Origin of the sequence: Pseudohalioglobus lutimaris (genome assembly GCF_002866825.1) — a bacterium.
GTDB lineage: Bacteria > Pseudomonadota > Gammaproteobacteria > Pseudomonadales > Halieaceae > Halioglobus > Halioglobus lutimaris.
This window is the reverse complement of sequence record NZ_PKUS01000002.1, coordinates 22,427-36,916: the sequence shown is the minus strand read 5'-3', so window position 1 is coordinate 36,916 and position 14,490 is coordinate 22,427. Positions and strand designations below refer to the sequence as shown.

Genomic DNA, 14,490 nt, shown 5'->3' with positions numbered 1-14,490 from the left:
CGCACTCAGTAGTCGACGTCCAACACCACCCCGCTGAAGGCCTGCGCATCGCCATCCAGCTCCGCCGCCTGTTCGATGACCGCCTTGTCTGCGGGCATACCCAACTCATTGACCAGGTATTCCTTGGTGGCGACGGCCCGGTCCCGGGCTAAGCCAAGCAATTGTTCATCGCTGACTGCAAAGGTCGCCAGCACGGCGTCATTGCGCTGCTTGAAACTGGTCTCGTCAAGGCCTTTTCCTGTTCCCAGGTCCGCATAGCGTTTGTCGATGACCGCCATGTAGTCCGGTCCACGGCTGGAAACTTCCCCGGCCTGCACGCCTGCGGCGATCAGCTCTTGTGCCAGAGCGGCCTTTTGCAGTGCGTGGCGGTCGGCATCCAGTTGCACCTGGCCGCCGATCACCAGGGTCAGTGCGGGGCGCTGGTTAAGCGCCTCGTAGAGTAAGCCCAGCTTTTCCTGCGACTGCTCATTGAGCTGTGCTGTGCCGGTGGGGATAGCCACGCGCTGCAAATCTTCCTCAGCGCCGACCAGGCTGCCAAGCAGGGCGAAGGGCGCGGTGACGGCCTTGGTGATCAGGTTGACAATGGCGCCGGCGACCACGCTGCCAATGGCGAACTGGGGGTCGTTTACGTCGCCTTCTACCGGGATCTTGAGATCAATAACGCCGTTCATGTCTGTGAGCAGGGCCAGCGCCAGCTCCAGAGGCAGATCCAGGGCTTTGTCGCTATCAACTTTGTCACCCAGCTTCAGCTGGTCGATTACAATCTGGTTGTTGCCTTTGAGCCGGTTGTTCTCGAGGCTGTAGCCCAGGTCCAGACTGAGCAGGCCACGTTCGATGCTGTGACCCGCGTACGTGCCTGAGTAGGGGCTGAGCAACACCATGTCGACCCCCTTGAAGGTGAGCTCAAGGTCCAGCTCGGGTGTGTCGGCGAAAGGCACGGCTGAGCCCAGGAGGGCAACAGGTGCATAGCCGTCCACTGAGCCCTTGATATCTACATCGGTTGCCGCGCCCGGCGCGGAGCTGACGTTGATTATGCTGCCGTTAACATCGCCGATGATGGTGCGGAAGGGGATGGGCAGGGACTCGTCCTTGAAGTCGATGGCGCTGTCGGAGATGAAAATTTCAGGTACATCCACCTGCCAGGGGCGATCCAGGTCCAGGTCATGTACGATCTCCCCGGCCCGTTCACCCACTTCCTCCTGCCATACCCTGGAGGCATTGACGCTGCCGTCGCTGGCGATATGTACACGGCCCTCGTAGTCGTGGATTTGCAGTTTGTCGAGATGCACCAGACGTTCATCCAGGTTGACCTTGAGTTGGCTCCAGCGCACGGTATCCCAGCGTGTCAGCGCCTCCTCGCTGTCTTCCATGCTGCCGGAGAACGCAGTAATGCTGCCGTCGGTGGCAACGGTAACCGGCAGGAACTCGTTGAGGCTGATCGTGCCGCGGGTATCCAACTTCCCGTCAGTGATCGTCGCCTTCAGGGCGCTGGGGAGATTGGGGTTGAACCAGGCGAGTGGCAGCGCCGCCAGCGAGTACTCGAGGTTGCCCTGCCCATTTTCCAGGGCCAGCGCGCCGTCTACTGTGAACTGCGTCGTGTCGTTGATGGTGAACGACAGGGAGAGGGGAGAGTCACCGCTAAACGGCCAGCTGATGGCCTGGGCCCGCGCTTCCACTGGCGAGATCAACAATTCGGGTGGGTCGGTGTACTCTGAGCGCCAGCGAACATTGCTGTTCTGAAGGCGTATGTCCGCCACGTTTACTTGCCACTCGGGTCCGGTCTCGTCCCTTGGTGCGGCTTCAGTTTCCGCCCCGGATTCCGGCAGTTTGTCCATGGCGAACAGCTCCGCAAGGCTGACCTGCGCACCCTCACTCCATCCAGCCACTGCCAGGTTATCGATACGCACCTCACTCACATCAACGGTGGCCTCGCTGCCGGCAAGCGTCACCGCCGAGACTGTCAGCGCAGTCATGGAGAGGCCGGTATCGGCAAGCTCCTGGTCATCGAGTGGCTGGATATCCAACGCGGCCAGGCGGAGCTGGCCGTTGGTCACGTCGTAATCAAGGCCCTCACCCCAGGACACGGCGTAGTCGCCCTGCAGGCTGAGTTTGCCCTCGCGCAGCTCGAAACGCAGCCAGGGGCGGGCAAAGCGCCAGATAGGCCTGAGGCTGAGCTCACTGATGCGCAATGTGCCCTCGCTGCGTGCAGCGGGAATCGAAACGGTGCCCTCCCAGTCCAGGGCGCCCCCGGACTCGGCATGTGCCGCGATGCGGTAGGGTTTGCCTTCCTCGACGATGGTGGACAGGTCGGTGACGTTTATGTCGATGCCTTTATAGTGAGTGCGAAAAGGCTCATCGCGCGCCTCGTCGCTCAGGTCGATACGTTCAGCGGTGAATGACAATCTGTCGATGGTGACGGCGGGGATACCTGCATCGCTCTCTGGGGCGGGTTCTTCGTCTGCCGGAGGAATCAGGTCAGAGAAATTATAGGTCTCGGCGTCGATACGGCGCAGGTGCAGCCGCAGTCCCTGCAGACTGACCTCGTCCAGCACGACACCCTGCTTGAACAGGCTGGCGAGAGAAAGGTTCACACTGGCCCGGTCCAGTGCGGCGAAGGCGCTGCCATCGGTCTCGCTGAGCCTGGCGCCGCGCACCTCGGCATTGAAGGTGAAGGGATTGAACAGGATGATGTCGGTGTGCAGTTTCCTGCCGTAGGTGTCGTGCACGTATTTGGGGGCGAGAAAGTTGGCCGCGGGCATCACCACCAGCAAGGCGATCAGCACATAAGCAATATAGATTCCAGCGAGTACCCGCACTATTTTTCTCAACACAATCCGTTCCTCGTTTCTGGTAGCGGGTTAACTATAGTCGAAATGCTGCTGAAGCAAACGGAAAAGCGCGCGCAGCCGGCGTTGCACCCTCAGCGCGCCGTCACAGGCCTTTGCGGTAGGTGTAGGGAGTGACGCCTGTCCAGCCCTTGAACGCGCGGATAAATGCGGAGGATTCAGAGAAGCCTGCGCGATGGGCGATTTCCTCAATGGACAGGCCCTGCTTGCCAAGGTAGTGCAGGGCCGTGTCGCGGCGCACCTGGCTTTTGACCTCTTTGAAGGTTGTTCCCTCGGTCGATAAGCGGCGACGCAGGGTTTGCGGGTGTACATCCAGCATGGCTGCTACATCGTTCAGCTCCGGCATATCGATCAGGTGCTGGTGCACGGCCTCGCGCACGCGGGCGGTCCAGCTGTTCTGGTCGTAGGTCTGGGTGAGTAGCATCAGCACGGGGTGACGCAGAAAGTGTCGCAATGTCTGTTCAGTCTGGGTGATGCGGCGGTCCAGCAGGGCGGTGGAAAATACCAGCTGCGAATGCTGGGCTTCAAACTCTATCGGGTTACCCAGGAACATGGCGCGGTATTCGCGCAGATCGGTCGCCGGCGGGTAGGCCAGCTGCGCGCACTGCAACGGCAGGTGTTCCTGTATCAACCAGCTGGCGAAACGGTGTGCATTGAACAGCAGTAACTCGGTCATATAGGGATCAGGTGCGGCACCCTCATCGGCAGTGACGACGCCAATTCGCGCTTCATCACCGTCAACGATCAATTGGGGGTGAACGCCAGACTCGAACAACTGGTAGAAACGACAATAGCGCGCAATCGCCTGACCCAGCGTTTCACAGCCGATTACGGCATGGCACATCATTGACCAGCAGCCGATGGGTGTGCGTCGCGAAACGTAGCCCAGGGCCTCGTCATTCATCGCCAGCATGGTGTTCACCTGCAGGTCAGCGAAACGCTCCACGGAGATGCGAGCTTCTTTCTCCAGCAGCAGCCGTGGCGATATGCGTGACTTCCGCAGCAGGCTGATGGGATCCAGGCCCTGGGCCACCGCGTTTTTCAGCACGGCCTTGATGAAGTAGACTGAAATGGAGTAGTCGCGCATGGTGTCCCTCAGCTTACCCCGGCGCTGTTGCTGAGGTGAACCGGCCTGGACTCTACCGACGCCACGCGGTTGCGGCCGCCGCGCTTGGCCAGGTACATGGCGCGATCAGCCTCCTGGCACAGTTCGTCGAGGCTGGTTTCGCCGCGACTGCAGGCCACCCCGATACTTACGGTAACGGGAATAGACTGCTGGTCAACCCGCAGTGGCCGTTCCCCCAGGGTCCTGCAGATCCGTTCTGCCACCAGCCGCGCTGCGCTGGCATCGGTATCCGGGAGGATCAGCATGAACTCCTCGCCGCCAACGCGCGCCACCACGTCACTGGCCCTGCTCATGCGCTCCAGTATTGCGGCCACCTCACGAATGACATTGTCGCCGGTTTCATGGCCAAAGCTGTCATTGACGTTCTTGAAGTGATCAATGTCGATCATCATTGCCGAGGTTTGCGCATTCTCTCGATTGGCGCGCGCCATACTGACACGCAGTGCGTCCTCCATGCCTCGACGGTTGAGCAGACCGGTCAGTGGGTCTTCTACTGCGAGGTGTGACAGGTGCTGCTGATACTCGATCAGCACGCTGGTCAGGAAGCCAATCGCCAGCAGCACAAAAGACCAGGTGTACGCGCCGAAAGTGATAACGCGCGCCAGTTGCAGGTTGTCTGAGGTAAACAGCTGGTAGAAGGCAATGGGCACACTGGCGACCATCAGCACGGCTGCGCCGGCGATTATGCCATCACCGACATTGTGTTTGCTGTAGGCACGGTAGGCGCATAGCAGGCCTGCGGCGGCGAAGAAGAAACCCGACAGGGCACTGTACACGACATACATTGCCTTCGGGTTGAGGAAAAATACACTGAGACAGCCCGCCAGGCAGCAGCCCCCGAGCACAATCCGGCCCACGTGCTTATTTGCGCGTTGTCCCGCGGCGAGGAACAACAGGTAGCTGTTGATCATCGCGGCCACCGCAGGCACATCCAGGGTCATGGGGGCGATAGTCCCCTGTTGCAGGGTGAAGGCAATCCAGCCCAGCAGTGCTGCCATGAAGTAGACAGTAAAGAGGCCCAGGCCCATTGGTGGGTTGTGATGGTCGCTGAGTACGTAGACAACCAGAAGCTGCGCCAGGGTCAGGCAAAAAATCAGCCCCAGGTGCAGTACGGCCCAGTTCTCGGGAAAAATTTCCACCATCGGTCAGTCAGCCCAGCTCACTGTCATTTCCAGTCAATTAATTTGTCGGGGGCGGTCATTGTTGCTCGCCGGAGCGCTAACCATACTGAGCGCCCGTTGACAGTCTGTTTACCCGAGGTACCCCGTCATGCTGCCAAGAAACTTTACCGAAGAGCAAAACATGTTTCGCGATGCCTATCGCAAATTTCTCGCAACAGAGATTGTGCCACATATGGAGAGCTGGCGTGAGGCAGGAATCGTGGATAGGGAGGCATTTCGCAAGGCGGGTGAGCAGGGTTTTCTCATGGTTTGGCCGGACGAGCGCTATGGTGGGATGGGCGACGAGGACTTCCGTTTTGAACAGATTATTATCGAGGAGACCAATTACGCCCGTTGCGGGGATTGGTTTAATACCCTGCACAGCCGCCTGGTAGGCCCCTACTTAACCCGCTTCGGCAACGAGGAGCAGTGCGATCGCTACCTCTCCAAGTGCGTGAGTGGAGAATACATCCTGGCCGTGGCGATGACCGAACCGGATGCAGGCTCAGATCTGGCGGGGATGCGTACCTCGGCGGTTGAGCAGGATGACCACTGGGTGCTCAACGGCTCCAAGACCTTTATTTCCAATGGTATCAACGCCGACCTGGTGGTTGTCGCGGCCAAGACTGACCCGGAGAACAATCCTCATCACATGACCCTGTTCCTGGTAGAGCGCGGTATGGAGGGGTTTGAGCGTGGTCGCAACCTGAAGAAAATGGGTCTCAAGGCACAGGATACCGCAGAGCTGTTTTTCAATGATGTAAAAGTGCCCAGGGCCAATGTGCTGGGTGAGCCGGGCAAGGGTTTCGTTTACTTGATGATGGGGCTCGCCGAGGAGCGCCTGCTGGGTGCCGCCGGTTATCTGGCCAGTGCGCAGCTCTCCTGGGACCTGACCGCCGACTATGTCAAGCAGCGCAAGGCCTTTGGCAAGCCGGTTGCCGCCTTCCAGAATACCCAGTTCAAGATGGCAGAGATGCGCACCGAACTGGATATCGCCCAGGTATACGTCGACCAGTGCGTAGCCGCGTTCAATGCTGGCTGCTTCACCGCGGTGGATGCTGCCGAGGCCAAGTTGTATACCAGTGAGTTGCAGGTAAAGGTCGCAGAACTGGGTGTACAACTGCATGGCGGTCACGGTTATATGGACGAATACCCAATCTCTCGCCAGTACACCGATGCCAAGATCTCCACCATATATGCCGGCAGCTCCGAGATCATGAAGCTGATCATCGGGCGCGATTGCCTGGGCGATGACTATGTACCCTTCAATACTCGTAATTTTTAACACTGAAAACTGAAAACTGAAAACTGAAAACTGAAAACTGAATAACAGGAGAACGAAAATGGATCTGAATGGAAAAGTAGCAATCGTTACCGGCGGCGCCTCTGGCCTTGGTCGTGGCACCGTTGAAGCCTATGTTGCCAAGGGCGCCAGGGTGGCGATCTTCGATATGAACGAAGACAACGCCAACCAGGTGATCGGCGAGCTGGGTGCCGACAACGTGGCCTTCTGGAATGTCAACGTCGCCGACGAGGACAGCGTAAAGGATGCGGTCGCCGGCGTAGTCGAAAAGTTCGGTGCCCTGCATATTTGTAACAACTATGCGGGTATTGGCAACGCCTGTAAGACCTATGGAAAAAACGGTGTATTTCCGCTGGACCAGTACAAGTTCGTCATCGATATTAACCTGGTGGGCACGTTCAACGTTTCACGCTTCGCCGCCGAGGCAATGTCGAAAAACGACCCGGTGAACGAAGACGGTGGGCGTGGCGTGATTATCAACACGGCCTCGGTTGCCGGCTACGAAGGGCAGGTGGGGCAGGTGGCCTATTCCGCTTCCAAGGGCGGCGTGATCGGCATGACTGTCCCCATGGCGCGCGACCTCGCCAGCTACGGTATTCGTGTCAACACCATCGTTCCCGGGCTCATTCATACCCCCTTGTTTGAGTCGCTTCCAGAGCAGGCCTACAAGTCGCTTGAAGCATCGGTTTGTTATCCGCCACGCCTTGGCCGGCCCTCCGAGATCGCTCACCTTTCAGTGTTCATCGCCGAGAACGATTACCTTAACGCAGAGTGTATTCGTCTCGATGGCGCGATTCGCATGCAACCGCGCTAAGGAGTAAATCATGGGACCGCTGAATGGCTACACAGTTTTGGAATTGGCAGGCATAGGACCCGCCCCGATGGGCGGTATGATCCTTGCGGACATGGGTGCGGAAGTGATCCGCATCGACCGCGCCGGCACGCCGCCCGGCTTACACATGAAGGACGTGAGTACCCGCGGTAAAAAGTCCGTGGCACTTAACCTCAAGGACCCTGCCGGCATTGAGACCCTTCTGCGCATGGTGGAAAACGCCGACGTCATCATCGATCCCTTTCGCCCCGGTGTTTGTGAAAAACTGGGCATAGGTCCTGATGTCTGCCTGCAGCGCAATTCAAAAATTGTTTTTGCGCGCATGACCGGATGGGGCCAGGAAGGGCCGCTGGCCCAGGCGGCCGGGCACGATATCAACTACATCTCCATTACCGGTGCCCTGTTTGCCATGGGCCGCAAGGGTGAGAAACCTGTGGCCCCGCTGAACCTGGTCGGCGATATGGGCGGTGGCGGTATGCTGCTGGCCAATGGCGTGCTGGCGGCTCTGTTGGAAACCGCCAACTCAGGCAAAGGGCAGGTGATTGATGCAGCAATGGTCGATGGTGCTGCGCAGTTAATGTGGATGTTCCATAGCTTCGAGGCAATGGGTATGTGGGACGCGACCCAGCGGGAATCCAATTTGCTTGACGGAGGGGCCTTCTTCTACGACGTCTATGAATGCGCGGACGGCGAATACATTTCCATCGGCTCCATCGAACCACAGTTTTACGCGCTGCTGCGGGAGAAGGCCGGTCTTTCCGATGAGGATTTCGCTGAGCAGAACAATCCCGCGCTGTGGCCGCAACAGAAAGAAAAGATCAGCGCTGTCTTCCTGCAGAAAACGCAGGCGCAGTGGTGTGAGTTGATGGAGGGGACTGACGTGTGCTTTGCCCCGGTTCTCAACCTGCTTGATGCTGCCCAGCATCCGGCGAACGTGGCACGCAGCACCTACATTGAAGTAGACGGTGTCACCCAGCCTGCGCCGGCGCCGCGTTTTTCGCGCACCCCCTCGCAGGTGCGCAACAGCGGGTCTGACCTGGGCGCCGATACCCGTTCGGTTTTGACCGACATGGGCTTTGCCGAGCAGGAACTGGACGAGCTCAAGCGCGATGGTGCCATCGTATGAGGGCTGTGTGATGAGTACTTACCCGTCGGTAACCGTGGAGCGCCAGGGTGCGGTCGCGGTGGTTACCCTGAATCGCCCGCAGGCACTCAATGCGTTTGACGCCTCCCTGCGCCGGGACATTCTGCTTGCCGCTCGCGAAGTCAATAACGATGATGCCATTCGCGTGGTTGTGCTCACTGGCGCCGGCCGCGGCTTCGGGGCCGGCGCCGACCTCAGTGAAACGCCCATGTCTGACCCCAGCTGGCGGGTGGACGATCAGCTGAACCTGGAATACAAGCCGGTGATGCTGGAAATTTACCAGGCACCCAAGCCCTGGATCAGTGCGGTACATGGCCCCGCGGCGGGGATTTCCAGCGCCTTCGCCATGGTTTGTGACCTCACGGTCATGGCGGAGGATGCCTATATCTACCAGGCGTTCACCGCGATAAGCCTGGTGCCCGACGGCGGGGCGACCTGGCACCTGGTGCGTACGGTTGGTCGCAAGCGCGCTTATGAAATTATTGCCACCGGGGAAAAGCTCCCTGCTGCGAAATGCCTGGAGTGGGGTCTGTGTAATCGCGTGGTGCCCAGTGAGGAACTGCTTGAGTCCACACTGGCCTGGGCCAGCGACCTGGCGTCTCGCGCGCCCCTGTCGTTGCGCTATGCCAAGCGCGCCGTGGCCGAGGCGTGTGAGTCAGATCTTGACAAGGTGATCTCTCACGAAGCTGATCTGCAGCGTATCTGTGTCGCCAGCGAGGATTCCGCAGAAGGTGCCGCGGCGTTCCTGGAAAAGCGGGCGCCGCAATGGAAAGGGCGCTGACGCTCACCCGATAGGCCATCACGCATGGTAGTATTTTAGCCGCATCGTAATAACGAGAGTTGAAATGCGACGAATAGCGATTCTGGCCGTGCTGGCGGCGGCAGCCCCCTTTGCTGCGGCAGCAGACAAGCATTTGCTGTGGGGCGATACGCACCTGCACACCAGTAATTCATTTGATGCCATCACCATCGGTAACCGGACGATCGACCCTGCAGCCGCTTACCGTTATGCGCGTGGCTTACCTGTGGTGCATCCCTACCATGGCGCGCGCGTGCAGATCGGCACCCCCCTGGACTTCCTGGTGGTGTCGGACCATGCGGAGTTCCTGGGTGTGGTGCGCCATGTCTATGAAGACTGGGTCCCCACGCAGGAACTGGGCCTGATCGACACGGTTTATGCCTGGTTTTCAGCGCTGGTGATCAAGGCTGGTGTGGGCTCCAGTTGGGGGCCACTGTTGTTTGGTTCGCGCTTGCCCACCGCGGAGGACCCCCGGGAAGCGGGGGAGCGCCTGCAGGAAGAGGGGTTCAAGATGGGCGGAATTCCGCCGCTGCCGGCGGTTTCACGGGCCACCTGGGTGGAGACTACCGCCGCCGCAGACGCCGCCAATGAACCGGGGACGTTCAGCGCCCTGATTGGCTGGGAATGGAGTTCCAATAACGGCGGCGCCAACCTGCACCGCATCGTGATCACCGACTCCGGCGCAGAGCAGGCACAGCGCTACCTTCCCTTCAGTTTTCTGGACAGCTCATTCCCCGAAGATCTTTGGGCCTGGCTGGACGCGACCAGCAGTGAGACCGGTGCTGACTTCATCGCCATACCGCACAATTCGAATATATCCAAGGGCTATATGTTTGACACCCGGACTTTGCGGGGGAACCCCTTGTCAGCGGAGTATGCGGCCGCCCGCATGCGCTGGGAGCAGGTCGTTGAGGTGACGCAGATCAAAGGTGACTCTGAAACGCATCCGGACCTGTCACCGGATGACGCCTTCGCCGACTTCGAAACCTTCCCGTTCTATATCCAGCGTGACCGCACACCCTATTTGGCGTCGCAGTCCGATTACATCCGTTCGGCCCTGCGCCTGGGCCTGGAGCTGCAGCAGGATCTGGGGCAGAACCCCTATCAGTTTGGCCTGATCGGCTCCAGCGATGCGCATTCGGGTCTGGCGGGCGCCGAGGAGGACAACTTTCACGGCAAGTTTGCCGCCGACAGCATTCCGGCTAACAAGGAAGGCATAGTCAGGGGGGATGCGCAGGGCCGGCCCAAGGGCTGGAATATGTCCGCATCCGGCCTCGCCGCCGTCTGGGCAGAGGAAAATACCCGGGAGGCTATTGTCGCCGCACTCAAGCGACGCGAGGTGTATGCAACCAGCGGCCCGCGCATCGGGGTACGTTTTTTCGCGGGCAGCGGCTATAGCGAAGCGCTGCTGGACAGCGCGCGGCTATATCAGCAGGCAGTGGCCAGCGGTGTGCCTATGGGCGGTGAGCTTCACGGTGCCTATGCTGCATCGCCCGAATTTTTGGTGATAGCGGAAAAGGAGGCCGATGGCGCCAACCTGGATCGCATCCAGATAATCAAGGGCTGGCTGGATGACGAGGGCCGTAGCCAGGAACAGGTGTTTGACGTGGCCTGGTCTGGCGACCGTCGACCTGATGCCGCGGGCAATCTGCCGGCGGTGGGTGATACGGTGGATGCGGCAACCGCCAGCTACAGCAACACTATCGGGTCAGAACGACTCGCGGTGCGCTGGCGGGACCCGCAGTTCCAACCGCACCAGCAGGCGTTTTACTATGCCCGCGTGCTGCAGATACCGACACCGCGCCACTCACTCTATGATGCTGTCGCCCTGCAGCGGGATATCTCTGGCGAGTTTGACGACAGTATCCAGGAGCGGGCCTACACCTCACCGATCTGGTATCGCCCCTGACGCAGCCTCGGGGCCTGCACCCAGGTGCCTCACCTCCACTTGCAGCGGTTCCACAGTGTCCAGGTGAACATCCCGCTGCGGGAAGGAAATGGCGATCCCGGCCGCGGCGAACTTGTCGTTAATAATCGTACGCAATTCAGTCCAGGTGCCAATGCGGTCTTCAGAGATGTAGCAGCGCAGCCACAGCACCAGTGCGTTATCGCCAAAGTCTTCGAAGGACGCCCTTGGCTGCGGGTCGGGGAGCACGTTGTCTACTTCCGTGGCCGCCTCTAGTAACAGCGCCATTGCCTGCCGCGCATCAGAACCATAGGCGATGCCGATCGGGATGATTACGCGAATTGCAGCGTCGGAAAGGGTCCAGTTGATGACCTGGCCGGTGATCAGCTCCTTATTGGGAATCAGGTGTTCCTTGCGATCAAAGGTCTCGATAATTGTGGCGCGCGGGTTGATTTTTTTCACCGTGCCCTCTGCACCGCCCGCGCTGATGATATCGCCAACCCGCACCGGACGCTCAAACAGGATGATAATGCCGCTTATGAAGTTGGCCACGATCTCCTGCAGGCCGAAGCCGATACCCACGCCCAGCGCCGCTACCAGCCATTGCACCTTGCCCCATTCCCAGCCAATGGTGCTCAGAAACAGTGAGCCACCGATGGCGATCACCAGGTACTGCAGCAGGATGCTGCTCGCATAGCGGGCCCCGGCGCTCATGCTGGACCACTCGCGCATGAATACCTCACTGATGGAGGGCAGGTTCCTGGCCACCAGGCCGGTCACCACCAGAATGACCAGGCTGAGAGTCAGGTCGAACAGGCTGATCTGGCGCAGTGCGCCGGTTGGATCGGCACTGTTACTGACCTCCCAGAGCGTTACCGAGTCCAGTAGCGTCAGCGCCGGTAGGCTGGGTGCCCAGATGAGGAAAAGCGCGGCGGCTGCGCCGCTGAAGCGCGCAAGCGTCAGCATTTTAGTGTGTGCTTCGGACAGCGAAATGACATCTATCAGTGCTTCAGCGTCGTCACTGTTTGCAGTAGCCTGTTCGCTGTTCTGGCTTTCATCCCTGGATTGGCGCTCCAGCCTTGCACGGAGGATCAACAGCCACCGCTGCAGCACATCCGCCACGAGCTTGATCAGTCCCAGTACGATGATCGATCGTCCCAATGCCACCAGGTAGATGTCTGCCGCAAAAAGCAGACCCATCAGTTGCATGATAATCACCGCGGCCGCCACGAAAATCACCAGACGCAGGCTAAATCGGGTCAGCGCATGTTCATTAAAGATGGGCTGGCGCAACAGGCGTATACAGAAGACGATCATGCTGGTGGCAACAACCGCTGTGGCTGCAGCGCCAAGGGGGCCTCCGCTGACAACGAGGTCCAGGTTGAATACGAATACATCCACCAATGCGGCCACGCAAACGGTGGGCCCTGCCCAGTTCAGCTCCTTGCGCAGGGCGTCCAGCATACGCGCATTCCATTTGAGGAATCGACGTCCCGCGCCGTGCCGACTGGCGATCAATCGTGTCAGTAGCAGCATATAGAGAATGCGCGCAGTGAATTCCAGTGCCGGTGCCAGGGCATCGGCGAACTCGGTGGTGGGTGCGCCTTCGCGAAGCATGAAGCCCAGCAAGTACAACAACAGCGGCCATGGCAAAACCAGCAAGGCCGAGAGCGCCAGCCCGGCGAGCATGTGCCATAGCGTGGCTGTGCTAACCAGGATAGGTTGGCTGAGCATGCGGTCATAAACCGGTCGCAGTCGTCTGCGCAGTATGAACGAGAGCACTAACAGGGCGAGCAGGGTGTTTGACCAGGGCTGGGCGTGAAACCCGGATTTGAGTTGCATGGGAATCATGGCCCAGTCATCTACAGACAGGACAACCGCAACCTGCTTTGCCAGTGTGCCCATGTCGACATAGGTGAAGTTACGCACCCACAGCAGGTTGCCGAGCAGGAATTTATGGAAGGTTTCGGTGGCATCGATCAGCTGTACTGTGCTCTCGTTGTTTTCCAGCAGCAGGTGTAGCAGCGAACCGTATCTGCGCAGATTGCTCTCCAGGAGGTCCCTGCGCTGATCAACCAGGTTGTTGGCCAGTTCCCGGGCCTCAGGCTGCCAGGTCTCCAGGTCAGGCACCAGAGCAGCCATGTACTCCTCGCGGTCGTTGATTGCCCGAAAGTCCTCCTCGATATCGATTTGTGTCATTGAGGCATCGGCGATCAGCGCGTTGCGCTCATCGATTTTACGTTTCAGCTTGTCGGTCTCCGGCAGGCTGTCCAGGCGGGTGATCATGACCCTGCCCAGTATTTCCTTGCGACCGGCCACCTGCAGTCGCCGGTGCATCAGCAGTGAGTCCTGTTCTATGCCCTCCAGTGTGTCTTGCAGTTGCTGGCTGTCCCACCGAGCCTCATCGGCGGTGGACGCCAGGGATTGCAACTGCTCGGCCAGGGCGCGATTTTCCGCCGCGAACTGCTGTAATACCGGGTCCCTGTCCTGCAACTGTTCCTGCAGTTGCGCCGTTGTCTCCAGTTGTTCCTCCGTGGCACTGCTGCGGGCGGATTCGAGAGCGTCATTCAGTTGTGCCAGTTTGGTATCGGCTGCGCTAATCGCAAAGCCCAGCCAGGCGCGTTCTGCAGCATTGACCCGGGCGCGGGCCGGCTCGCTGAGTATCTCCAGCTCCAGTGCCTGTTGTTCGGCAGTGTGCGCGAGTGTCTTTGCATTGCCGAGAGCGCGTGCCACCCGTTCTGAAAGTGTGCCTGTTGCGGTATTCGCGACAGGGGGCGGCTGCTGTTTCCGCAGTTCCACAAGTCGCTGCTGGATTTCCGCGCGGCGCGTGGCCAGGTTGTCGGTCTCTTTGAGCAGCTGTGTACGGCGTTCACTGAGGGCCTGGCGCTCGGCCGTGATCAGAGTAATCTGGCCCTGTATCTGATCTGCAGTAGCCGCAGCGGGTAGCAGTGTTCCGGTGTCTGCTTTGCGGTTCTTGGCCTGGGCCAGTTGTTGGTTATATTGCTCTACCTGCTGGCTGGCATCATCCACCAGCTCGCTCAACTGCGCGGCGCGGGTATCGAAGCGGTCGCGCGCTTCCAGCAGGTTCTGTGCACTGTCCAGTTGTGACACCAGCGCGGCACTGTCTTCCTCTGGGAGGTTGGTATCTGCGTCAACGGCTCTGCGCAGACTGGCGAGGTCATCGAGGCCTGGTGGCTGCTGGGCAGCCAGCGGCGAGGCAATGAAAAGGGTCAGAAGCAGCAGGCAGACCCGGCGAGCGGGGAAGTTCGGAAAAAAAACAGGTGCAATCATCGGGGCAGCTTATTCAATTCTATGCTCACAGTGGGTCATAATAACCTTTCTGCATCCGCTGTGCCGGATTGCCCACCAGGAGG

9 protein-coding genes are annotated in these 14,490 nt (G+C 59.6%); 5 read left to right on the top strand and 4 right to left on the bottom strand.

Annotated features, from left to right (window positions below; genetic code table 11):
* Window positions 1-5 precede the first annotated feature (5 nt).
* From C0039_RS02535 to C0039_RS02525, 3 genes are all read right to left on the bottom strand, one after another.
* Window positions 6-2,831, bottom strand: a complete 2,826-nt coding sequence (locus C0039_RS02535) for a DUF748 domain-containing protein (protein ID WP_133125926.1) — start codon at window positions 2,829-2,831, stop codon at window positions 6-8.
* A 100-nt stretch (window positions 2,832-2,931) separates the two neighbouring features.
* Complete coding sequence (locus tag C0039_RS02530) at window positions 2,932-3,933, bottom strand: AraC family transcriptional regulator (protein WP_076000670.1); 1,002 nt, start codon at window positions 3,931-3,933, stop codon at window positions 2,932-2,934.
* Window positions 3,934-3,941: 8 nt separating this feature from the next.
* Complete coding sequence (locus C0039_RS02525; protein WP_101517141.1) at window positions 3,942-5,114, bottom strand: GGDEF domain-containing protein; 1,173 nt, start codon at window positions 5,112-5,114, stop codon at window positions 3,942-3,944.
* Window positions 5,115-5,241: 127 nt separating this feature from the next.
* Here C0039_RS02525 and C0039_RS02520 point away from each other — a divergent pair, with 127 nt between their 5' ends.
* The 5 genes from C0039_RS02520 (at window position 5,242) to C0039_RS02500 (ending at window position 11,119) form a co-directional block, all read left to right on the top strand.
* Window positions 5,242-6,417 (top strand): acyl-CoA dehydrogenase family protein, encoded by a 1,176-nt coding sequence (locus C0039_RS02520; RefSeq protein ID WP_076000672.1) that lies wholly within the window; start codon window positions 5,242-5,244, stop codon window positions 6,415-6,417.
* A gap of 58 nt (window positions 6,418-6,475) precedes the next feature.
* Complete coding sequence (locus C0039_RS02515; protein ID WP_076000673.1) at window positions 6,476-7,249, top strand: 3-hydroxyacyl-CoA dehydrogenase; 774 nt, start codon at window positions 6,476-6,478, stop codon at window positions 7,247-7,249.
* Between the two features lie 10 nt (window positions 7,250-7,259).
* A complete protein-coding gene (locus tag C0039_RS02510) occupies window positions 7,260-8,393 on the top strand; it encodes a CaiB/BaiF CoA transferase family protein (RefSeq protein ID WP_076000674.1) in 1,134 nt (377 codons plus the stop codon).
* 10 nt (window positions 8,394-8,403) lie between these two features.
* On the top strand, window positions 8,404-9,192 hold the full coding sequence (locus C0039_RS02505) for an enoyl-CoA hydratase/isomerase family protein (protein ID WP_076002323.1): 789 nt from the start codon (window positions 8,404-8,406) through the stop codon (window positions 9,190-9,192).
* 64 nt (window positions 9,193-9,256) lie between these two features.
* A complete protein-coding gene (locus C0039_RS02500; RefSeq protein ID WP_076000675.1) occupies window positions 9,257-11,119 on the top strand; it encodes a DUF3604 domain-containing protein in 1,863 nt (620 codons plus the stop codon).
* On the opposite strand, the gene C0039_RS02495 is transcribed toward C0039_RS02500, so the two are convergent.
* Window positions 11,096-14,407 (bottom strand): mechanosensitive ion channel domain-containing protein, encoded by a 3,312-nt coding sequence (locus tag C0039_RS02495; protein ID WP_101517140.1) that lies wholly within the window; start codon window positions 14,405-14,407, stop codon window positions 11,096-11,098. The two genes, C0039_RS02500 and C0039_RS02495, sit on opposite strands and share 24 nt — an antisense overlap.
* Window positions 14,408-14,490: the final 83 nt, after the last annotated feature.